This is a genomic window from Actinoallomurus sp. NPDC050550 (assembly GCF_040655075.1).
In the GTDB taxonomy this organism is placed as follows: Bacteria; Actinomycetota; Actinomycetes; order Streptosporangiales; family Streptosporangiaceae; genus Actinoallomurus.
On sequence record NZ_JBFAJC010000001.1, the window covers coordinates 158,038 to 178,342 of the forward strand.

A 20,305-nucleotide genomic window follows, 5' to 3' on the forward strand; every position below is an offset into this window, starting at 1 on the left:
CCAACAGGCGATATATCGTGTGAAAGCGCAGCGGAGGCGGCTCCGGCGGCTCGGTGATCGGCGGAATGACGGGCACGTCCGCTCTCGGGCGGGTTTGACTTCACATGGCCTCCGAAATACGACAGGAGATACGGCAGAAGGACGAGGCAGAGAGGCCGGTCGATGCGCCAGCTCAGTGCTCTTGACGCGCAGTTCCTCAACGTCGAGTCGCGGGGGACGGTCGCGCACATCGCGGGCCTGGCGATCCTCGATCCGACCGGAACGCCGGGCGGCCGCCTCACCCTGGACGACCTCATGGAACTGATGCGCCGGCGCATCCCCATGATCCGGCAGTTCCGCTGGCGGCTGGCCGAGGTGCCCCTCGGGCTCGACCATCCGTACTGGATCGAGGACCCGGACTTCGACCTGGAGTACCACGTCCGCGAGATCGCCCTGCCGCGGCCGGGCGATGACAGGCAGCTCGCCGACCAGGTGGCCCGGCTGCACCAGCGGCCACTGGACCGTGCCAGGCCCCTGTGGGAGATGTACCTCGTCCAGGGCCTCGAAGGTGGCCGGATCGCCCTCTACGCCAAGATCCACCATGCCCTCATCGATGGCGTCGCCGCCGCGCAGATCGTCGCGGCCCTGCTGGACCTGGAGCCCGAACCCCGCGAAACGGGGGTCGTCGACGACTGGCGCCCGGAGCGGCCGCCGAGCGCTTGGAGCCTGCTCGCCGGCGCTGCCGCCTGCGCCGCCGTGCACCCCCTGCGGACCACCGGCGGGCTGCTGCGGGCGGTCCCGTACCTCGACACCTTCCCGGTGGTCGGGCGCGTGCCCGGCATCGGCGCCGTGACCGGCGCGCTGCGCACGGCCGCCCGTACGGGACAGGTCCCTCCTCAGGCGGATCTGAACGCGCCGCGGACGCCGTTCAACGGGCCGATCACGCGGAACCGGCGGGTCGCGTTCGGCTCCCTGCCGCTGAACGAGGTGAAGAAGGTCCGCCACGCTCTCGGCGTCAGCGTCAACGACGTCGTCATGGCGCTGTGCGCGAGCGCCCTCCGGCGATGGCTGATCGACCATGACGCCCTGCCCGACCGGCCACTCGTCGCCGCCGTCCCCGTCTCCACCCGGGCCCTCGACGACGACACCCACGGCAACCAGGTGTCGGCGATGTTCACGCCGCTGCCCACGCACCTCGCCGATCCCCGGGCCCGGGTCGAGGCGATGCGCGACACGATGACGACGGCCAAGCAGCGTCTCGTCGCCACGCCGGAGCGCTGGCTGCAGGAGCTGACCGCCGTGGTGCCCCCGGCGTTCGGCGGCCTGACGGCCTGGGCGCTGTTCCGGCTCGCGCCGTCCGCCGTGCCGCCGATCAACCTGGTGATCTCCAACGTCGCCGGGCCGCAGTTCCCGCTGTACCTGTGCCGGGCCGAGGTCCTCGCCTACCACCCGCTGTCGGTGGTCAGCGACCTGAGCGGCGGCCTGAACATCACCGTCTTCTCCTACAACGGCAACCTCGACATCGGCCTCACCGCCTGCCGTGAGATGGTCCCCGACGTGTGGAGCCTGATCGGCTACTTCGCCGACGCGCTCGAGGAACTGAAGGGCCTGTAGTCCCGGTGAGCCCTATCACTCGCCGGCGAATGGCCCCCGCGGGCGGCGCGTGCCCGCGAAGGCGATCGACGTCCGCGGCCCTATCGGATCGCCGCGCCGGCCTGGCGCTGCCGCTCGGACATCACGGCGAGCACGTGCTCGACGAGGGCGATCAGCACCTGCTTGCCGGACTCGCGCCGGCGCACGTCACAGAGGATCACCGGCACGCGCGGGTCCAGGTCGAGAGCCCCGCGGATTTCCTCGGAGTCGTACCGGAGCGCGCCGTCGAAGCAGTTGACCCCCACGATGAAGGGCAGCCGCCGCCGTTCGAAATAGTCGATGGAGGGGAAGGAGTCGGCGAGCCGCCGGGTGTCGGCCAGCACGACCGCGCCCAGCGCGCCGAGCGCGAGCTCGTCCCACATGAACCAGAACCGGTCCTGGCCGGGCGTGCCGAACAGGTACAGGACGAGCCCGTCGCGGATGGTGATGCGACCGAAGTCCATCGCCACCGTCGTCGTGGTCTTGCGCTCAACACCGGAGGTGTCGTCGATGCCGACGCTGCGGTCCGTCAGCTGTTCCTCGGTCCGCAGCGGCTTGATCTCGCTGACCGCACCCACCAGGGTCGTCTTTCCCACCCCGAATCCGCCCGCGACAAGGATCTTCACGGCGAGCGGCATGGGAGCAGCGCCCCGCGAGGGGTCAGAGCGCCTGGAGTCCATTGAGCACTTCCTTCAAAACCCGTTCATTGGGAAGACGGTTCTCTGTTTCAGGCCGGCGTACGGCGATCAGCCCAAGGTCCAGCAGGTCCCCCAGAAGGACCCGGACGACTCCCAGGGGGAGCTTGAGCTTCGCCGAGATCTCCGCCACCGAGAGCGGGCGCACGCAGAGGTCGAGAATGGCCACGTGCTCCGGCCCTGCGCTCGGCGGAGCGAACGTCGACGTCGCCGCCGTCGCGATGATCGCGATCAGGTCGAAGCCCTCCCGGGAGGACCTCGTGCGACCGCGTGTCAGTGCGTACGGCCGGACCACCGGCCCGGCCTCGTCGTCGAGCCATTCGCTCATTCAGCCGTCCCGCCTCGTGGGCCATCGCTGGGAGGGCGACACCATCAGGTGCCCGTCGCGTACTCCTCGCACGGTCACGCGGCCTCACGATTCCACGGCCGAGCGGGGGAGAGTCGACATGTGCTGACCGACGCGCTTGACCAGCATCGCCATCTCGTAGGCGATCATGCCGACGTCCGCGTCGGCGCCCGCGAGCACCGCGAGACAGGCCCCGGACCCGGCCGCCGTGACGAACAGGAACGCGTGGTCCATCTCGACGATCGTCTGGCGCACTCCACCGCCGCCGAACTGGCGTCCGGCGCTGCGGGCCAGGCTCTGGAAGCTCGCAGCGACCGCCGACAGGTGCTCGGCGTCCTCCCGCGTGAGGCCGTTGGACGCGCCGACCAGCAGGCCGTCGCTGGACAACACCACCGCCTGACGCACCTGGGCGACGCGAGTGACGAGGCTGTCCAGCAGCCAGTTGAGTTCCCCCGCAGAACCCGCTGACATCAGATGTCCTCCTCTTCGTGATGGGTGGCGGTCTGCTCGGCGTCCGAGCGGCCGCGCAGCCATCCCTTCTGGATGGAGCTCAGCATGGTGCGGAGCTCCTCGGGCGAACGCTCATTACTCGGGGCATTGTCCAGCGGTTCGACGTCTTCGCGAAGCTGGGGGGCCAGGTTGGCCTGCCGGACCCGCTGCGGCAGCGACGGTTTTGTGCCGGGAGCCGCGGGTTCGGCGGTCGTCTCGGGCGTGGCAGAGGTCTCGGGCCGCGCGGGCTCCGCGGGCTCCTGGGCCGGCTCGAACAGCGACCGGCTCGGCGGCGGCGGAGCCGCGGCGCCCCCGGGCGTCCCGGAGTGGCGGCTCGGCAGCGGCGGGCGGTCGTCGGTCGTCCCGCCGAAGCGGGTCGGCAGGGGCGGGCGGTCGTCGTCGCCGTTGCCTTCGGTGGGGGGCGGTGACCACTGGGTTCCGTAGTCGCTCATTCCCGCGTAGCCGCTCGACCCGGATTCGTAGGAGTCCGTTTCCCCGCGCGGCTCGTAGGCCGAGCCCGGCGCTGCGTCGTGGCCGCCGAGATCTGCCGCGTACGGCGATGGCCCCGTGCCGTAGGCGTCGACGCTGAACGATCCGGTGTCGGGCCCCGTCGCGTCGCCGCCCTGGCCCGCTGAGGTCTGCGGTCGCCCGTCGGAGCCGCGGGAGCCGTTGGCGCCGTACGGCTTCGCGTCGTACGGGCCGGTCGGATAGATCGTCTGCCCGCCGGTGTCGGAGCGGCGCTGCGGCAGCGGCGGTCGGTCGCCCTGCACCGCCTGCATCGGCCCGGTGATGGGGCCCGTGATCGGCCCGGAGTCGGACGGGCCGCCCGGGCGGCTCGGGCGGCTCGGCGCGCCGATGGCGCCGATCGGGACGAGCGCGTCCTCGCCACGCCGGGTGGCCGCGATCGGGCCCGACTCCAGCTCGGGCCGATCGTCCCCGCGGGCGACGATCGCGTCGGGCAGCAGCACGATCGCGGTCGTCCCTCCGTACGGGGAGGTGCGGAGCGTGACCTGCACCCGGTGCCGCTGGGCCAGCCGGCCGACGACGAACAGGCCGAGCTGGGCGCTGTTGGACAGGTCGAACTCCGGCGGGTTCGCCAGCCGCTCGTTGGCGCGGTCGATGCTGGGCTGGTCCATGCTCAGCCCGCGGTCCTCCACCTCGAAGGCGAAGCCGTGCGCCACGAGCTGGCCGGTCACCTGGACCGCGGTGTCCGGCGGGGAGAACAGCGTGGCGTTCTCGATGAGCTCGGCGAGCAGGTGGATGAGGTCCGCGACGGCGGGGCCGGCGATCGCCACGCGCGGCATGGTGGCGACGGTGACGCGGGCGTAGTCCTCCACCTCGGCGGCCGCGGCGCGGGCGACGTCGACGGCCGGGACCGGGTTGCGCCAGCCACGGCCGGGCGCCTGCCCGGACAGAATGATCAGGCCTTCCGCGTGACGGCGCATGCGGGTCGCCAGGTGGTCGAGGCGGAACAGGTCGTCCAGCTCGTCGGGCTCGGTGACCCGCCGCTCCATCGAGTCCAGCAGGCTGAGCTGGCGGTGCAGCAGCGCTTGGTTGCGGCGCGCGAGGTTGAGGAAGACCTCGCTGATGCTGCGCCGCAGGCCGGCCTCCTCGACCGCGCCCTGGATCGCGGTCCGGCGGGCGGCGTTGAACGCCTGGCCGACCTGGTCGATCTCCTGGGTGCCGAACTGCAGCGGCGGCGCCTCGGCGGCGACGTCGACGTCCTCGCCGCGCCGTAGCCGGCGGATGACGCTGGGCAGCCGCTCGTTGGCCAGGTCGAGGGCGGCGCGCCGCAGCCCGGTCAGTTCACGGATGACCGAGCGGCCGACCCACAGGGACAGGACGAGCGAGGCGATGACCGCGACGAGACCGAGGGCACCGGCCAGCGCGACCCGCAGGATGATCCCGTCGGAGATCGGCTTGGCGCGCTTGGAAGCGGCCGCCGTCGACGAGAGCTCCAGGCCGCGCATCCGGGTGATGATGGAGGAGACGGTGGTCTTCCACGTCACGTCCATGCCGGCGAGCGGGTTCGGCGCCGGCTTGTTGACCATCCCGGGCATGCTCGGCTTGGGCTGGTGCGGCATGTTGTCGGTGAACCGGTTCTCCAACTGCTGCAGCCGGGAGTACTCGGGCGTCGCGACGATCCGCTGGTAGTAGGCGCGGTCGCTGGGACGCAGGTTGGGGAGGATCTCCTCGTAGAGGCTGCGCTGCGTGCCGACGAGCTTGGTGAACTCCACGTGCTCGGGGAACGTCAGGCGCCCGGCGGCGAGCGCGCCGGACAGCAGGGCGTCCTCCTGCGACAGCACCTCCCGCGCGCGGCCCAGGGCCACCTGGTTCTCGTTGTCCTTGGTGATGTTCGGGTTGCTCAGCGTCGACAGCGAGGACTGGAGGGCGTTGACGTCGGCCAGGCTGTCGCTGAAGTCGGCGAAGACCTGGTTTCGCTTCACGGAGCCGCTGTCGATCGCCCGCCGCTTGGCCTGCAGGGCGTCCAGGTGCGCGAGCACCTCGCGCGTCCACTGCTTGGCCTGGGCGCTGGCGACCTTCTGCGCGCCGGGGTCGGAGGCCTCCCGCCGGAACAGGTCGGCCTGCCGGTCGGTGACCAGCCGGCCGGACTCCATCGACGCGCGGTCGCCGTCCGACTTGCTGCCGAGGTAGACCATCGACAGGCGGCGTTCCTGCTGCAGGGCGCTGCCCAGGGCCCCGGACGGATAGCCAAGGTGGTCCTGGATCGTGTTGACGTGCCGCAGGTTCAGGCCATCGCCCAGGGTGATGCTGGCAGCGAACGCCCACAGGGTGCTCAGTGACACCAGGGGGACGATGAGCAGCAAGCTGATCTTGAAGCGGACTGACCGGAAGATGCGGCCGACCCTTGACCGGGACGGCCGCCGGCTGACATCTGATCCCACTCGTCGGTCCTTTGATTGCACCGCGACAGGCTCGACTTTCAGTGAGGCGGGGGAAACACCGTGTGAACGCGCGAGACTCTACTAGACATCCAGGCGGACACTGGCTGTGTCTGTAAATATCGGGCATCAAACACCTTGGAACTTCAAGGTGAACCGCGCCCGCTATGGGGTGAATAATCGCAGGTAGAAGCCGGGTTTTCCGGACATCTACCTCTGGTCCGGCCGAGAACCGGATTTCGGACGATCGGTGACAAGGGCTCCGCATCCTCCCCGAGCACCCATAGAATCCGCGATCGTGATCCATGACGACCAGCCCCCGGAGACGCTCCCCGTACGTGGACGCTCGCAGCTACCCGGCGGCCGGCACCGCCGGCCGGGCAGCGGCGATCTTCCCCCCGACGCACCGGTCCTGCTCCTGGCGGTTCCCGGCGCGGTCCCGGATGTCGGCAACGAGATCGCGGCGTTCATCCGCACGTCCCGGACCGACATCGACATCCGGGTCGCGCCCATCGCCGGCACAGCGCTCACGGACGTCCTGAGGGGAGTGCCCGAAGGCCGCTCGGCCGTCGTGGTACCGCTGGTCACCGGCCCGCATCCGCGGACGTACCACGACATCAACGCCGCCGTCGCGGAGGCCGGCGCCCGGGCGACCGTCACCGACCCGCTCGGCCCCCACCCGCTGCTGGCCGAGGCGCTGCACGTGCGCCTCGCGGACAGCGGCCTGGCGCGCGCCGACCGCATCCGGCAGTTCAGCATCGGCGCGTCCGTCGACGGCGTCATCGTCGCCACGGTCGGCGGCGACGAGGCCGCCGTGGAGGCCGACATGACCGCGGTGCTCCTGGCGGCGCGGCTCGCCGTGCCCGTGGTCGCAGCGTCGATCGACGGCCGCCCGACGGTGGCCGAGGCGGTGGGACGACTGCGCGACTCGGGCGGACAGCGCATCGCCATCGCCCCGTACATCATCGGTCCCGAGATCGACTTCGAGCGTCTCGCCAAACTCGCCACGGACGCCGGCCTGGGCTGCGCCGACCCCCTCGGCGCGCACACCTCCGTCGTACGTCTGGTGAACCTGCGATATGAAGTCGCCCTCGACGAGGCGATGACGTGAGCGCCCGCCCCGTACGCCTGATCGCCTCGTGCGGCACGGCCGCACTCGACGAGGAGCTGACATGAGGTCCATGCCCCGCAAGCGACTCCTCGGACTCGCCTGCGCCGCGGCGCTCGTTCTCACGGCCGCGGGATGCAGCGGCGACTCCAGCGGAGGGCAGGCCGCTCAGCAGGTGCCGCGGCTGAGCGCCCAGCAGGAGATCGGCGCCACCGAGGGCAGGCTGAACCTGGTCATCTGGGCCGGGTACGCCGAGAACGGTTCCAACGACAAGACCGTCGACTGGGTGCACCCCTTCGAGAAGAAGACCGGGTGCAGGGTCAACGCGAAGGTCGCCGACACCTCCGACTCGATGGTCGCGCTGATGAAGACCGGGCAGTACGATGGCGTCTCGGCCTCCGGTGACGCGTCGCTGCGGCTCGTGTACGGCGGCCTGGTCGCGCCCGTCAACACGAACCTTCTCACGTACTACCGCGACATCCCGTCGTACCTGAAGAACCAGCCGTACAACTCCGTCAAGGGCCAGATGTACGGCACGCCGCACGGCTACGGCGCCAACTACCTCATGTACCGCACGGACAAGATCCCGGGTACGCCCGCGTCCTGGAGCATCGTGTGGGACAAGAACAGTGTGGCGGCCGACCACGTCGTCGCGTACGACTCGCCGATCTACATCGCCGACGCGGCGCTCTACCTCAAGGCCCACCGGCCCGACCTGAAGATCGGCGACGTGTACGAGCTGACGCAGACGCAGTTCGACGCCGCCGTCGACCTGCTGAAGCAGCAGCGCACCAACGTCAACCAGTACTGGTCGAACTACCTCGACGAGGTCGAGGCGTTCAAGGCGGGCGACAACTACGCCGGGACCGCGTGGCAGGTGACCGCCAACACCGCCAAGACCGAGAAGGCGAAGATCGCGACCACCATCCCGATGGAGGGCGCCACCGGGTGGTCGGACACCTGGATGGTCGCCGCCCGGGCCCAGCACCCGAACTGCATGTACAAGTGGATGAACTGGATCACATCCCCCAAGGTGCAGTCGGCGGTGGCGCAGTACTTCGGTGAGGCCCCGGCCAACCCCAAGGCCTGCAAATACGCCGCGAAGGGCTTCTGCGGGCAGTTCCGCGTGGGCGACGTCGACTTCTACAAGCGCCTTGCGTTCTGGAAGACTCCCGCCGCAGACTGTGGTGATTCTCGCGGAGCGAATTGCGTCGACTACTCCAAGTGGACGCAGATCTGGGCGCAGATCAAGGGATAGGCGCAGATCAAGGGATAGATGAACAGATGAACACCGAAGAGCCCGGCGTCTCCGCCGCGGTCACCCTCCGCGCGGTACGCAAGACCTTCGGCGAGGTCACCGCCGTGGACGGCGTTGACCTGGACATCCGCGACGGTGAGTTCTTCGCGATGCTCGGGCCGTCCGGATCGGGTAAGACGACGGTGCTGCGGATGATCGCGGGCTTCGAGACGCCGACCTCCGGTCAGGTCCTCCTCGGGGGCCGCGACGTCACGAAGCTCGCGCCCTTCGACCGGGACGTCAACACCGTCTTCCAGGACTACGCGTTGTTCCCCCACATGAACGTCCTGGCCAACGTCGAGTACGGCCTGAAGGTCAAGAAGGTCGGCAAGGCGGAGCGCCGCGAGCGCGCCCTGCAGGCCCTGGCCTCCGTCCGTCTCGAAGGCTTCGACAAGCGCAAGCCCGGCCAGCTGTCCGGCGGCCAGCGCCAGCGCGTGGCGCTGGCCCGCGCGCTGGTCAACCGCCCGAAGGTCCTGCTGCTCGACGAGCCGCTCGGCGCCCTGGATCTGAAGCTCCGCGAGGAGATGCAGGTCGAGCTCAAGGCCATCCAGCGGGAGGTCGGCATCACCTTCCTGTTCGTCACGCACGACCAGGAGGAGGCGCTGACCATGGCCGACCGGATCGCGGTGTTCGACGCGGGCCGGATCGAGCAGGTGGGGACTCCCGCGGAGGTGTACGAGCAGCCGGCCTCGGCGTTCGTCGCCGGGTTCGTCGGCACCTCCAACCTCATCGAAGGTGAGGCGGCCCAGTCCATACTCGGCCGGCCGGGCGTCTACAGCGTCCGGCCGGAGAAGCTTCGCGTCGAAACGGACCTCGACGCGAAGCTGCCCGAAGGCGAGCACTCCGCGACCGGCACGGTGGCGGAGGTCGTCTACGCGGGGGCGGCCACCCGGTTCGTCGTGGACCTCGACGCCGGTGGCCGGCTGGTGGCGCTGCAGCAGAACCTGCAGTCCTCCTCGATGGACGTGCTCAAGCTGCGCGAAGCCCGGGTCAGGCTCGCGTGGCGCCGTGAGCACGAGTTCGCCATCCCCGGTCCGACGTGATGCCGGCCGGTCACCGCCCGACCGGCCGTCTCGCCGCGGCGCGTGCGCCGCGGTCTTCCCCGAGAAAATTCCATCTGATCGGAGTCTCCATGCTGCGCCCAACGCGCCTCGCGCTCGTCGTGGTGGCCGCCGTCTCCCTCCTCGCCGCCGGCTGCGGCGGTAAGAGCGGCGGCTCGCACCACGGCGGGACCGATGCCGCAGGGTTCACGCCCCCCAAGATCAACGCGCTCTCGTCGCTCGGCCAGGGCGAGGGCCAGGTCAACCTGGTCTCCTGGGCCGGCTACGTCGAGAACGGTTCGAACAAACCGGAGCTCGACTGGGTCCACCCGTTCGAGAAGCAGACCGGCTGCAAGGTCAACAACAAGGTGGCCGGCACGTCGGACGAGATGGTCAGCCTGATGAAGACCGGGCAGTTCGACGCGGTGTCCGCCTCGGGCGACGCCTCGCTGCGGCTCATCGCCGCCGGCACGGTCGCCCCGGTCAACACGAGCCTCGTGCCGAACTACGCCGACATCTTCCCGGATCTTAAGAACAAGCCGTGGAACTCCGTCGACGGCAAGATGTACGGCATCCCCCACGGCCGGGGCGCCAACATGCTGATGTACCGGACGGACAAGGTGAAGCCGGCTCCCGACTCCTGGAGCGCGGTCTTCGACCCGAACTCCCCGTACAAGGGCCACATCACCGCCTACGACTCGCCGATCTACATCGCCGACGCCGCGCTCTACCTGAGCACCACGCAGCCGGCGCTCGGCATCAAGGACCCGTACGCGCTCGACCAGAAGCAGTTCGACGCCGCGGTGAACCTGCTCAAGGAGCAGAAGAAGATCGTCGGCGAGTACTGGTCGGACGCCACGAAGACCCAGCAGTCGTTCCAGAGCGGCGACACGGTCCTCGGCACGAGCTGGCAGGTGATCGCCAACGGTCTGACGGCGGCGAAGGCCCCCGTCGCGACCGTGCTGCCCAAGGAGGGCGCGACCGGCTGGTCCGACACGTGGATGGTGTCGGCCAAGGCGCAGCACCCCAACTGCGCCTACAAGTGGCTCGACTGGGTGGTCTCCCCGAAGGTGAACGCCCAGATCGCCGAGAGCTGGGGCGAGGCGCCGTCCAACAGCAAGGCGTGCGCCCTGACCGCCGACAAGAAGTTCTGCGACACCTACCACGCCGCGGACGCGCCGTACTGGACGAAGGTTCACTACTGGAACACGCCGATCACGCAGTGCCTCGACGGCCGTAAGGACGTCAAGTGCGTGGACTACGCAAAGTGGACCCAGGCCTGGACACAGATCAAGGGCTGATGAGCACCATCGCGACGCCCGGTGGGCCGGTTCGCCGGCTCGCCGGGCTGCTTCACCGCCGGCCGTACCTCCGGCTGGCCGGCCTGCTGTCCGCGCCACTGCTGTGGCTCGTCGTGGCCTACCTCGGCTCGTTGGCGGCGCTGTTCGCCGCCGCGTTCTGGACCATCGACGACTTCACCGGCGAGGTGGTCAAACAGTTCAATCTGGGCAACTTCCAGGAACTGGGGAGCCAGGGCGTCTACCGGACGATCACGCTGCGCAGCGTGGGCGTCGCGGCGGCGGTCACCGTCGTCGACGGCGTGGTCGCCTTCCCGATGGCCCTTTACATGGCCAAGATCGCCTCGCCGCGCGCCCAGCGCTGGCTCGTCATCGCGGTGCTGACACCGCTGTGGGCGAGCTACCTCGTCAAGGCGTACGCCTGGCGGATCATGTTCTCCGGCTCCGGAGTGCTGAGCTGGATCCTCGACCCGTTCGGGATCCACGGCCCGGGGTACGGCCTGCCGGCGACCATCGTCACCCTGGCGTACCTCTGGCTGCCCTACATGATCCTGCCGATCTACGCGGGCCTGGAGCGGCTGCCGAACTCCCTGCTGGACGCCGCCGGTGACCTCGGAGCCCGGACCTTCCGGACGTTCCGTACGGTGATGTGGCCGGTGGCGTTCCCGGCGGTGATCGCCGGATCGATCTTCACCTTCTCGCTGTCGCTCGGCGACTACATCACGGTGAAGATCGTGGGCGGCAAGAGCCAGCTCATCGGCAACGTCGTCTACGACAACATCGGCGCGGCGAACAACCTGCCGTTCGCCGCCGCCGTCGCGACCGTCCCGGTGGTCATCATGGTGATCTACCTGATCGCCGTGCGCCGTACCGGGGCCCTCGACAACCTCTGACCCTCCGCAGCACCAGATTGGGGGAAGCGGTGTTCCGTTCCGGACCGGATTCCGGAGACGCGGCATCGCGAGCCGGATGACGCTTTCGCGGGGAGCCCGCATCGGCCTGCGCGTGGCGATGATCCTCGGGCTCGGTGTGATCTACGTGCCGCTGCTCGTCGTTCTCATCAACTCGTTCAACGCCGACCGGGCGTTCGCCTGGCCGCCCGCGCACTTCACCGGCCAGTGGTGGTCGGCGGCGTGGGGCAACGGCGGCGTGCGGTCGGCGCTGTGGACGTCGGTCAAGGCCGGCCTGGGCGCCACCGCGGTGGCCCTCGTGCTGGGCACCATGGCGGCGTTCGCCGTGCAGCGCTACCGGTTCTTCGGCCGCGACACGGTGTCGCTGCTGGTCATCCTGCCGATCGCGCTGCCCGGCATCGTCACCGGCATCGCGCTGAACAACGCGTTCCGCACGGTGCTGTCCCCGCTGGGCATCCAGCTCGGGCTGTTCACCGTCGTCATCGGGCACGCGACGTTCTGCGTCGTCACCGTCTACAACAACGTCCTGGCCCGGCTGCGCCGCCTCGGCACCCGCGTCGAGGAGGCCTCGGCCGACCTGGGCGCCGACACGTTCCAGACGTTCCGGTACGTCACGTTCCCGCTGCTGCGCTCGGCGCTGTTCGCCGGCGGGCTGCTGTCGTTCGCGCTGTCGTTCGACGAGATCATCGTGACGACGTTCACGGCCGGCGCGGGCGTCCAGACCCTGCCGATCTGGATCTTCAACAACCTCTTCCGGCCGACCCAGGCACCGATCGTCAACGTCGTGGCCGCGGCCCTGATCGTGCTGTCCGTCGTGCCGGTGTACCTCGCCCAGCGCATCTCCGGGGACACCCGCGGCGTGTAGGCGAGACCCCGGCGAGCAGAACACCAGGAAGGACCGCCGCAGTGAAGCGCACCGCCTGTAGGCGGCACCCCGGCAAGCACAGAACACCAGGAAGGACCGACCGCAGTGAAGCGCACCGTCCGTAACTTCGTGAACGGCTCGCCGGCCGACGCGGCCGACGGCCGTACGGCGGACCTGATCAGCCCCGTCACCGGCGAGGCGTTCGGCACGGCCCCGGTCTCCGGACAGGCCGAGGTCGACGCGGCGTTCGACGCCGCGGCCCGCGCGTTCGAGACCTGGCGCGACACCACTCCCTCCGAACGGCAGCTCGCGCTGCTGCGCATCGCCGACGCCATCGAGGCCCGCGCCGACGAACTCGTCGCGCTCGAGTCGGAGAACACCGGCAAGCCGATCGGCCTGACGGCGTCGGAGGAGATCCCGCCGATGGTCGACCAGATCCGGTTCTTCGCCGGTGCCGCGCGGATCCTGGAGGGCCGCTCGGCAGGGGAGTACATGGCCGGGCACACCTCCTGGATCCGGCGCGAGCCGATCGGTGTGTGCGCGCAGGTCACGCCGTGGAACTACCCGATGATGATGGCGGTCTGGAAGTTCGCGCCGGCCATTGCCGCGGGCAACACGGTGGTGCTCAAGCCGTCCGACACGACCCCGGTGACGACGGCGCTGATGGCCGAGATCGCCGCCGAGTTCCTGCCGCCGGGCGTGTTCAACGTCGTCTGCGGCGACCGCGATACCGGGCGCCTGCTCGTCGAGCACCCCGTTCCGCAGATGGTGTCGATCACCGGGTCGGTACGGGCCGGCAGCGAGGTCGCCCAGTCGGCCGCCGCCGACCTCAAGCGGGTCCATCTGGAACTGGGCGGCAAGGCGCCGGTCATCGTGTTCGACGACGCCGACGTCGAGGCCGCGGCCCAGGCGATCGCCGAGGCCGGGTACTTCAACGCCGGCCAGGACTGCACGGCCGCCACCCGCGTGCTGGCCGCCCCCGGCGTCCACGACGACTTCGTCGCGGCGCTGACCGAGCAGGCCGCGCAGACCCGCACCGGCCTGCCCGACGACGAGGACGTCCTGTACGGCCCGCTCAACAACGCCGTCCAGCTCGACCGGGTCGCCGGCTTCATCGACCGGCTGCCCGACCACGCGTCCGTGACCACCGGCGGGTCCCGCGCCCGCGAGGAGGGCTTCTTCTACCAGCCCACCGTCGTGTCCGGACTCGGCCAGGACGACGAGGCCGTGCAGAGCGAGATCTTCGGCCCGGTCATCACCGTCCAGCGCTTCTCCGGCGAGGACGAGGCCGTCCGCTGGGCCAACGGCGTCAAGTACGGCCTGGCCTCCTCCGTCTGGACGAAGGACCACGGCCGGGCGATGCGCGTGTCGCGGCGGCTCGACTTCGGCTGCGTCTGGATCAACACGCACATCCCGCTGGTCGCCGAGATGCCGCACGGCGGGTTCAAGCACTCCGGGTACGGCAAGGACCTGTCGATGTACGGCTTCGAGGACTACACCCGCGTCAAGCACGTGATGTCCAACATCGAGTCCTGAGAGCCAGGACCGGATACTGCGGCCTGTTCCGCCGATCGGACCTTCGGGTGAGGCCGGTGGGACAGGCCGTATCCGTGCCGTCTAGTGATCTACATTGTAAAGGCGGCGTCCCTATTCCTTGAGCTCGTGCCGCAGCATGCTGTAGACGAACACGTCACGCCAGGCGCCGCCGCGGAACGTGTACCCGCGCAGTACGCCCTCGCGGGTGAACCCGGCCTTCTGCAGGGCCCACTGCTCGGCGGCGTTCGTGGTCTCGGTGATCGCCTCGATGCGGTTCACCGTGGTGTGCGCGAACAGGTACCGCACGAGCAGCCGCTGTGCCTCGGTGCCGTATCCGAGGCCGCGCGCCTCCGGCCGCATGGCGACGCCGATGTTCCAGCAGTACGACCCGGGCGACGTGACCTGCTTGCGCCACGAGACGAACCCGAGCCGCTCGTCGCCGCGCAGCGCGATGAGGAGTCCGCGGTCGTCCTCCAGCAGACCGTTCTCCTCCCAGCGCCTCCGGAAGTGCCACTGTTCGAACCAGCCGTGCCAGCCGTGCTCGCCGGTGGCCTCGGGGTCACCCGTGAGCCTCTCGATCACCGCCAGATCGTCCCGGCTCGCAGGCCTCAACCGCAGCTCGCCATCGCCCATGCCCGCAGAGCTTAAGCTCGCGGCCGAGCGGCAACAATGGTGCCGTCCGCACGGAGAAGACCCTTCCGCCCGGACGGCACCTCTGGTCAGCGGCGGGGGCTCAGTGGCCCTTCTCCGGCGCCGGTGCTCTCGATCGCCGCCGCGATCTCGTCGAGATCCTCGGCGGTCAGTTCCAGGGACGCGGCCGGCAGCCAGCCGTCGATCTGGTCCGGGCGCCGGGCCCCGACGATCGCGCCGGTCACGCCGCGCCAGGCGAGGGTCCAGGCCACCGCGACCGAGGCGATCGGTGCGCCGCGTCGCTCCGCGACCGCCGCCAACGCGTCGGCGAGCGCCAGGTTGGCGTCCAGGTTCGTCGTGAAGTCGGGGTGACGCCTCCGCCAGTCGTCGTCGGGGAGGCCGGCCACCCGTTCCCGGGAGAACGCTCCGGTCAGCAGGCCCGACTGCATCGGCGAGTACACGATCACTCCGGTGCCGTGCGCGGCGCACCACTCGATCTCCGCCACGGCGGAGCGGTGGATCGCCGAGAACGGCGGCTGGAGCGAGTCCACGTGCCCGAGCTTCTCGGCGGTCTCCAACTGCCCGACGTCGTGGTTGGACAGTCCGACGGCGCGTACCTTGCCCGCCGCCTTCAGCTCGAGCATGGTCTGCCAGTACTCCTCGAGGGGAGTCCCGTCCTGCGCCGGCCAGTGCACCTGGTACAGGTCGATGCGCTCGACGTCCAGCCGGCGCAGCGAGTCGTCGACCTCGCGGCGGATGCTGTCCGCCGCTCCGATCCTCCGGGCCTGGGCGCCGGGGTCGGCCGGGTCCCAGACGTTGCCGCACTTGGTGAAGACGTACGGCCGGTCGCCCTCGGGGATCTCCTTCAGCGCTCGTCCGACGACCTCCTCCGAGTGGCCCAGGCCGTAGATCGCCGCGGTGTCGATCCAGTTGACGCCCTGCTCGACGGCGTACCGGATCGCCGCGACCGACTCGGCGTCGTCCTGCGGCCCCCACGCGAACTTCCAGCCGGAGCCGCCGATCGCCCACGCGCCGAAACCGACTCTGCTGATGTCCATCCCGGTCGTGCCGAGCGGTTGGGTGGAAAGCGCCACGTCTGTTCCCTCTCGTCGTCTCTTCGTCGCCGGCATCTCGTACGGGGGTTCTTGCCCCTTCGGGCGCCTCCGGCCGTCAGACGGCGTCCAGCTCCGCGATCTCCTCAGGGGTGAGCTCCAGCTCGGCCGCCGCGACGGAGTCGCGGATCGTCTCCGGCCGGCTCGACCCGGGGATCGGGATGACGACGGGCGACTTGGCCAGCATCCAGGCGAGGCAGACCCGTTGCGGGCTCACGCCGTGCGCCTCCGCGATCCGCGCGAACGCGCCGTGGGCGGAGCCCAGGCCACCGGCCTTGGAGATGCCGCCGAGCGGGCTCCACGGCAGGAAGGCGATGCCCAGCTCGTCGCACAGCCGCAGCTCCGGCTCGCTGCTGCGGAACGCGGGGGAGAACTGGTTCTGCACCGACGCGAGCCGGCCGCCGAGGATCTCCTGTGCCTGGCGGATCTGGTCCGGGTTCGCGTTGGAGATGCCGGCCAGCCGGATCTTCCCCGCGTCCAGGAGGTCGCGGATCGCGCCCACGGACTCGGCGTACGGGACGGCGGGGTCCGGCCGGTGGAACTGGTACAGGCCGATCGCCTCGACGCCGAGCCGCTTGAGCGACGCCTCGCACGCCCGCTTCAGGTGATCGGGGGACCCGTCGAGCGTCCACGAGCCGTCGCCGGGGCGTACGTGACCGCCCTTGGTCGCGACCAGCACGTCGGACGTGTCGCCGCCGTACGAGGCCAGGGCCTTGGCGACGAGGGACTCGTTGTGCCCCGCGTCGTCGGCGCCGATGTGGTACGCGTCGGCCGTGTCGATCAGGGTCACGCCCGCGTCGAGGGCCGCGTGGACGGTGGCGACGGAACGGCTCTCGTCGGGCCGTCCCTCGATCGACATGGGCATGGCTCCCAGCCCGATCGCGCCGACCTGGACATCGCCGATCCGGCGAGTACGCATGAAGGACCTCCGAGAAATCCTGCCGAAGAACGGAACGGTCAGCGCGCCGCGGACCCCCTCGGCGTTGCCGAGGGACGACGGCCCGGTCCCATACCCGCGATCGGCGGGATCGTGCCGGGCCGCTGACCGGTCTCCAGCCTGCTCGGTGAGCGACCAGGTGTCCAACAGAAGAAACCGATGAGATCAAGCAGTTAGAGTGCTCAATTGTGGAACTCCGGCATCTCGAGTACTTCGTGGCCGTGGCGGAGGAGGCGCACTTCACCCGCGCCGCCGAGCGCCTGCACCTCGCCCAGTCGGGCCTGTCGGCGTCGATCCGCGCGCTGGAACGCGAGCTCGGAGCCCCGCTCTTCGTCCGCAGCACCCGTCGCGTCGAGCTGACCGAAGCGGGCCGCGCCCTGCTGACCGAGGCCCGGCGTACGCTCGCGAGCGTCGCCGCGGCCCGCAACGCCGTCGCCGCCGTCCAGGGTCTCCTGCGCGGCACGCTGTGCGTCGGCACCGAGCAATGCCTCGGCGTGGTCGACGTCGCCGGGATCCTCGCGCGTTTCCGATCCCTGCACCCCGGCGTGGAGATCCGGCTGCGCCAGGCGGGCTCCTCGCACCTGGTCGAAGAGGTCCGCGCCGCGCGCCTGGACCTGGCCTTCGTGGCCGTCTCGGGAGACCCGCCTCCCGGCGTCGCCCTGACGTCGCTGACGACCGAGCCGATGATGCTCGTCTGCCATCCCGGCCATCGGCTGGCGGCGTTCGACGCGGTCGGCCTGTCGCAGCTGGCGGGCGAGGTGTTCGTCGACTTCCACGCCGACTGGGGAGCGCGCCAGATCAGCGACCGGGCGTTCGAGACGGCCGGCCTGCACCGGCACGTCGCCTTGGAGGTCAACGACGTGCACAGCCTGCTCGACTTCGTCCAGCACGATCTCGGCGTGGCCCTGGTGCCCCGGCCGATCGCCCACAAGCGCAAGAAGAACGTCCGTATCGTGCCGCTCCGCGAGACGCCGCCGTCCTGGCGGGTGTCGGTCGCCGTGCCCACGGACGGCCCCACGAACAACCCTGCCTCTCAGGCCCTCCTCGGCATCGTCGGCGACTCCCTGACCGTTCCCGACGTCGCACCTCCGGTCCCCGCCCCGGCGTGACGTCGCCGGACGGTTCGAGCGCCCCGCCGGTGCGCGAGAATCGCTCGGCCGACGACCAGCACGATGGAGCCTCGGCGCCGCGCGTCCTCTCGGAGTACGGCGTCAGGCGAGCATCTCGACGAACTCTGCCAGTTGGGTGAGGTTGCGGCACTCGTGCATCGGCACGACCGCGCCGTACGCCGAGGCGGCCGAGTCGCCGGAATCCCAGTCCGCGGCCGGTTCGGGGTTGAGCCAGTACGCGTGCCGCGCCCGGCCCGCCAGTCGCCGGACCGCCTCCAGGTTCAGCGCGCCGTAGTTGCTGCGAGCGTCGCCGAGGATCAGCAGCGCGGTCTTCGGCGTGATCGCGTCGCCGTATCGGTCCTCGAAGACGCCGAAGGCGCGCCCGTAGTCGCTGTGCCCGCTGATCCAGACCAGGCGTGCCTCGCGGGTCATCGTCGTCATCGCCTCGACCACGTCGGCGCCTGGGGCGAAGAACCTGGTGATCTCGTCGATGTCGTCGATGAACGCGAACGCCCGTACCCGGGCGAACTGCTCGCGCAGCGCATAGGTCAGCAGCAGGGTGAAGTGCGCGAAGGAGGAGACGGAGTCGCTGGCGTCGCACAGTACGACGAGTTCCGGTTTGTGGGGGCGGGGCGGCCGGTGGTGCGTGGTCAGGGGGACGCCGCCCGTCGACAGCGACGCGCGTACCGTCCTGCGGAAGTCCAGCCGTCCGCGCCTGCCGTGCCGCCGCCGGTGGGCGAGCCGGGCGGCCAGTCTCCGGGCGAGCGGCTGAACCTCCCGCCGGATCGCGGACAGGTCCGCGCGGGTCGCGCGGAGGAAGTCGACCTGCTCCAGCGGCGGCCGGGCGGCGCTGCGCGCGACCTTCTCCGGGCCGTTCTCCTCGGCGAGCCGCCGTCGTACGTCCTCGGCGACGAACTTCTGGAAGCGTTCGATGCGGCGGGTGAACGTCCGGCGGGCGACCTTCTCGTCCAGGCCGCCGCGTTCGGTCAGCACGGCGGCGAGCAGCCCGGCCATCAGCGTCTCCGGGGACAGGACCCGCAGCGCCTGATAGGAGAACCACTGCCCGCGACCGCCGGAGCCGCGGCCGTTCCCGCCCGGCGCGCCGGAGCCACGACCGTACGCGCCGACGGCCTTGCGGGCGAAGTCGCGCAGGGCGGCGTCGTCTCCCTCCAGCAGGAGGCGGCTCAGTTCGTCGCGCAGCCGCCGCAGTTCGGGATCGTCGTACGCGGGGCGCTCGCGGGCCGTCTCGGGACTGCCGGTCACCGGCGGGAACCACAGGTCGAACAGTGTGTCGAACGCCGCCCGATGCGCCTGCCGCTTGACGAGCGTGGCCGCGTACGCCGCGCGCAGGGACTCGCGATCGGCCAGGTCGATGGCGACCAGGGCGTGCACGGCGTCCAGCCCTTCGGCGAGCGACACCGGCAGGCCCGCCTCGCGCAGTGCCGTGAGGAAGTCCAGATGCCGGTCCAGGAGACCTGGTGTTCTATCGGGCGGCGGCATCGCCGTGGACGACCTCCTTGAGCGCGCGGTCCTGATCGGAGCGGTGCTTGAGGACGACGCCGAGGGTCGCGGCGATCACGTCCCCGTCGAGCCGGTCGAGGCCGAGTGCGAGGAGCGTACGGGCCCAGTCGATGGTCTCGGCGATGGACGGTGCCTTCTTGAGCTCGAGTTCGCGCAGGGCCGCCACGACCTGGGCGAGCCGGCCGGCCAGGGCCTCGTCGATGCCGGGGACCCGGGCCCGGACGATGTCGCGCTCGCGCTCCGGGGGCGGGTAGTCGAGGTGCAGGTAGAGGCAGCGCCGCTTGAGCGCCTCGGACAGCTCCCGGGTCGCGTTGGAGGTGAGGACGACGAAGGGCCGGCGCGCCGCCGTGATCGTGCCCAGCTCGGGGATCGTCACCTGGAAGTCCGACAGCACCTCGAGCAGCAGGCCCTCGACCTCGACGTCCGCCTTGTCCGTCTCGTCGATCAGCAGGACGGTGGGGTCGGTGCGCCGGATGGCGGTCAGCAGCGGGCGTTCGAGCAGGAACTCCTCGGTGAAGATGTCGTCGTGGGTGGCGCTCCACGACTCATCACCGGCGGCCTGGATGCGCAGCAGCTGCTTCTTGTAGTTCCACTCGTACAGGGCGCGCGGCTCGTCCAGGCCCTCGTAGCACTGGAGCCGTACGAGCCGGGCGTCGGTGATCGCGGCGACGGCCTTGGCCAGTTCCGTCTTGCCCACCCCGGCCGGGCCCTCGACCAGCAGGGGCTTGCCCAGCACGGCGGCGAGGTAGACGGTCGTCGCGATCGCGTCGTCGGCCAGGTAGTCCACGGCCGCGAGACGTTCGCGGACGTCGGCGGGCGAGGTGAAGGTCATCTGTGCTCCAGGAAACGAACCGAATCGCGTTCGAACCTATCCCATGCACCGCGGAAAACGGATCG

18 protein-coding genes are annotated in these 20,305 nt (G+C 70.4%); 9 read left to right on the top strand and 9 right to left on the bottom strand.

What is annotated here, in order from left to right; genetic code table 11:
- Nucleotides 1-162 precede the first annotated feature (162 nt).
- Nucleotides 163-1,593, top strand: a complete 1,431-nt coding sequence (locus tag AB0I04_RS00745) for a wax ester/triacylglycerol synthase family O-acyltransferase (protein WP_360876750.1) — start codon at nucleotides 163-165, stop codon at nucleotides 1,591-1,593.
- An 80-nt stretch (nucleotides 1,594-1,673) separates the two neighbouring features.
- On the opposite strand, the gene AB0I04_RS00750 is transcribed toward AB0I04_RS00745, so the two are convergent.
- From AB0I04_RS00750 to AB0I04_RS00765, 4 genes are all read right to left on the bottom strand, one after another.
- Nucleotides 1,674-2,291, bottom strand: coding sequence for an ATP/GTP-binding protein (locus AB0I04_RS00750; RefSeq protein WP_360876753.1), 618 nt, complete (start codon nucleotides 2,289-2,291; stop codon nucleotides 1,674-1,676).
- Nucleotides 2,272-2,634: a DUF742 domain-containing protein gene (locus AB0I04_RS00755; RefSeq protein WP_360876756.1), complete on the bottom strand. Its 363-nt coding sequence runs from the start codon at nucleotides 2,632-2,634 to the stop codon at nucleotides 2,272-2,274. Before AB0I04_RS00755 ends, AB0I04_RS00750 begins: the two co-directional genes overlap by 20 nt.
- Before the next feature lie 84 nt (nucleotides 2,635-2,718).
- Nucleotides 2,719-3,123, bottom strand: coding sequence for a roadblock/LC7 domain-containing protein (locus AB0I04_RS00760; RefSeq protein ID WP_360876759.1), 405 nt, complete (start codon nucleotides 3,121-3,123; stop codon nucleotides 2,719-2,721).
- Nucleotides 3,123-5,948 carry a nitrate- and nitrite sensing domain-containing protein gene (locus tag AB0I04_RS00765; protein ID WP_360876762.1) on the bottom strand — a complete coding sequence of 942 codons (2,826 nt, stop codon included), beginning with the start codon at nucleotides 5,946-5,948 and terminating at the stop codon, nucleotides 3,123-3,125. The genes AB0I04_RS00760 and AB0I04_RS00765 overlap by 1 nt, the downstream gene beginning before the upstream one ends.
- Nucleotides 5,949-6,342: 394 nt before the next feature.
- On the opposite strand from AB0I04_RS00765, the gene AB0I04_RS00770 reads away from it, so the two are divergent.
- The 7 genes from AB0I04_RS00770 (at nucleotide 6,343) to AB0I04_RS00800 (ending at nucleotide 14,099) form a co-directional block, all read left to right on the top strand.
- Nucleotides 6,343-7,155, top strand: coding sequence for a hypothetical protein (locus AB0I04_RS00770; RefSeq protein ID WP_360876765.1), 813 nt, complete (start codon nucleotides 6,343-6,345; stop codon nucleotides 7,153-7,155).
- A 61-nt stretch (nucleotides 7,156-7,216) separates the two neighbouring features.
- Entirely contained in the window at nucleotides 7,217-8,410 is a 1,194-nt protein-coding gene (locus AB0I04_RS00775) for an extracellular solute-binding protein (protein WP_360876768.1), read from the top strand.
- A gap of 26 nt (nucleotides 8,411-8,436) precedes the next feature.
- Entirely contained in the window at nucleotides 8,437-9,492 is a 1,056-nt protein-coding gene (locus tag AB0I04_RS00780; RefSeq protein ID WP_360876771.1) for an ABC transporter ATP-binding protein, read from the top strand.
- Nucleotides 9,493-9,581: 89 nt separating this feature from the next.
- Nucleotides 9,582-10,790 (top strand): ABC transporter substrate-binding protein, encoded by a 1,209-nt coding sequence (locus AB0I04_RS00785; protein ID WP_360876774.1) that lies wholly within the window; start codon nucleotides 9,582-9,584, stop codon nucleotides 10,788-10,790.
- A complete protein-coding gene (locus AB0I04_RS00790) occupies nucleotides 10,790-11,680 on the top strand; it encodes an ABC transporter permease (protein WP_360876777.1) in 891 nt (296 codons plus the stop codon). Before AB0I04_RS00785 ends, AB0I04_RS00790 begins: the two co-directional genes overlap by 1 nt.
- 76 nt (nucleotides 11,681-11,756) lie before the next feature.
- The gene (locus AB0I04_RS00795; protein WP_360876780.1) at nucleotides 11,757-12,563 is read left to right on the top strand and encodes an ABC transporter permease; all 807 of its coding nucleotides are present in this window, start codon (nucleotides 11,757-11,759) and stop codon (nucleotides 12,561-12,563) included.
- Nucleotides 12,564-12,668: 105 nt separating this feature from the next.
- Complete coding sequence (locus AB0I04_RS00800) at nucleotides 12,669-14,099, top strand: gamma-aminobutyraldehyde dehydrogenase (RefSeq protein ID WP_360876783.1); 1,431 nt, start codon at nucleotides 12,669-12,671, stop codon at nucleotides 14,097-14,099.
- A 111-nt stretch (nucleotides 14,100-14,210) separates the two neighbouring features.
- On the opposite strand, the gene AB0I04_RS00805 is transcribed toward AB0I04_RS00800, so the two are convergent.
- From AB0I04_RS00805 to AB0I04_RS00815, 3 genes are all read right to left on the bottom strand, one after another.
- Complete coding sequence (locus tag AB0I04_RS00805) at nucleotides 14,211-14,732, bottom strand: GNAT family protein (protein WP_360876786.1); 522 nt, start codon at nucleotides 14,730-14,732, stop codon at nucleotides 14,211-14,213.
- A gap of 86 nt (nucleotides 14,733-14,818) precedes the next feature.
- Nucleotides 14,819-15,823, bottom strand: a complete 1,005-nt coding sequence (locus AB0I04_RS00810; protein WP_360876789.1) for an aldo/keto reductase — start codon at nucleotides 15,821-15,823, stop codon at nucleotides 14,819-14,821.
- Between the two features lie 76 nt (nucleotides 15,824-15,899).
- Nucleotides 15,900-16,760 carry an aldo/keto reductase gene (locus tag AB0I04_RS00815; protein ID WP_360876792.1) on the bottom strand — a complete coding sequence of 287 codons (861 nt, stop codon included), beginning with the start codon at nucleotides 16,758-16,760 and terminating at the stop codon, nucleotides 15,900-15,902.
- A 206-nt stretch (nucleotides 16,761-16,966) separates the two neighbouring features.
- On the opposite strand from AB0I04_RS00815, the gene AB0I04_RS00820 reads away from it, so the two are divergent.
- Complete coding sequence (locus tag AB0I04_RS00820; protein WP_360876795.1) at nucleotides 16,967-17,887, top strand: LysR family transcriptional regulator; 921 nt, start codon at nucleotides 16,967-16,969, stop codon at nucleotides 17,885-17,887.
- A gap of 102 nt (nucleotides 17,888-17,989) precedes the next feature.
- On the opposite strand, the gene AB0I04_RS00825 is transcribed toward AB0I04_RS00820, so the two are convergent.
- Together AB0I04_RS00825 and AB0I04_RS00830 are read right to left on the bottom strand one after the other, a co-directional pair.
- Complete coding sequence (locus AB0I04_RS00825; RefSeq protein WP_360876798.1) at nucleotides 17,990-19,387, bottom strand: VWA domain-containing protein; 1,398 nt, start codon at nucleotides 19,385-19,387, stop codon at nucleotides 17,990-17,992.
- Complete coding sequence (locus tag AB0I04_RS00830) at nucleotides 19,371-20,240, bottom strand: MoxR family ATPase (RefSeq protein ID WP_360876801.1); 870 nt, start codon at nucleotides 20,238-20,240, stop codon at nucleotides 19,371-19,373. The genes AB0I04_RS00825 and AB0I04_RS00830 overlap by 17 nt, the downstream gene beginning before the upstream one ends.
- Nucleotides 20,241-20,305 lie beyond the last annotated feature (65 nt).

Excerpts from the sequence above, each read along its gene's own strand:
- AB0I04_RS00780 (WP_360876771.1), top strand. The coding sequence starts at position 8,437 with ATGAACACCGAAGAGCCCGGCGTCTCCGCCGCGGTCACCCTCCGCGCG.
- AB0I04_RS00825 (WP_360876798.1), bottom strand. The coding sequence starts at position 19,387 with ATGCCGCCGCCCGATAGAACACCAGGTCTCCTGGACCGGCATCTGGAC.
- AB0I04_RS00745 (WP_360876750.1), top strand. The coding sequence starts at position 163 with ATGCGCCAGCTCAGTGCTCTTGACGCGCAGTTCCTCAACGTCGAGTCG.
- AB0I04_RS00760 (WP_360876759.1), bottom strand. The coding sequence starts at position 3,123 with ATGTCAGCGGGTTCTGCGGGGGAACTCAACTGGCTGCTGGACAGCCTC.
- AB0I04_RS00775 (WP_360876768.1), top strand. The coding sequence starts at position 7,217 with ATGAGGTCCATGCCCCGCAAGCGACTCCTCGGACTCGCCTGCGCCGCG.
- AB0I04_RS00785 (WP_360876774.1), top strand. The coding sequence starts at position 9,582 with ATGCTGCGCCCAACGCGCCTCGCGCTCGTCGTGGTGGCCGCCGTCTCC.
- AB0I04_RS00830 (WP_360876801.1), bottom strand. The coding sequence starts at position 20,240 with ATGACCTTCACCTCGCCCGCCGACGTCCGCGAACGTCTCGCGGCCGTG.
- AB0I04_RS00805 (WP_360876786.1), bottom strand. The coding sequence starts at position 14,732 with ATGGGCGATGGCGAGCTGCGGTTGAGGCCTGCGAGCCGGGACGATCTG.
- AB0I04_RS00750 (WP_360876753.1), bottom strand. The coding sequence starts at position 2,291 with ATGGACTCCAGGCGCTCTGACCCCTCGCGGGGCGCTGCTCCCATGCCG.
- AB0I04_RS00755 (WP_360876756.1), bottom strand. The coding sequence starts at position 2,634 with ATGAGCGAATGGCTCGACGACGAGGCCGGGCCGGTGGTCCGGCCGTAC.
- AB0I04_RS00790 (WP_360876777.1), top strand. The coding sequence starts at position 10,790 with ATGAGCACCATCGCGACGCCCGGTGGGCCGGTTCGCCGGCTCGCCGGG.
- AB0I04_RS00795 (WP_360876780.1), top strand. The coding sequence starts at position 11,757 with ATGACGCTTTCGCGGGGAGCCCGCATCGGCCTGCGCGTGGCGATGATC.
- AB0I04_RS00815 (WP_360876792.1), bottom strand. The coding sequence starts at position 16,760 with ATGCGTACTCGCCGGATCGGCGATGTCCAGGTCGGCGCGATCGGGCTG.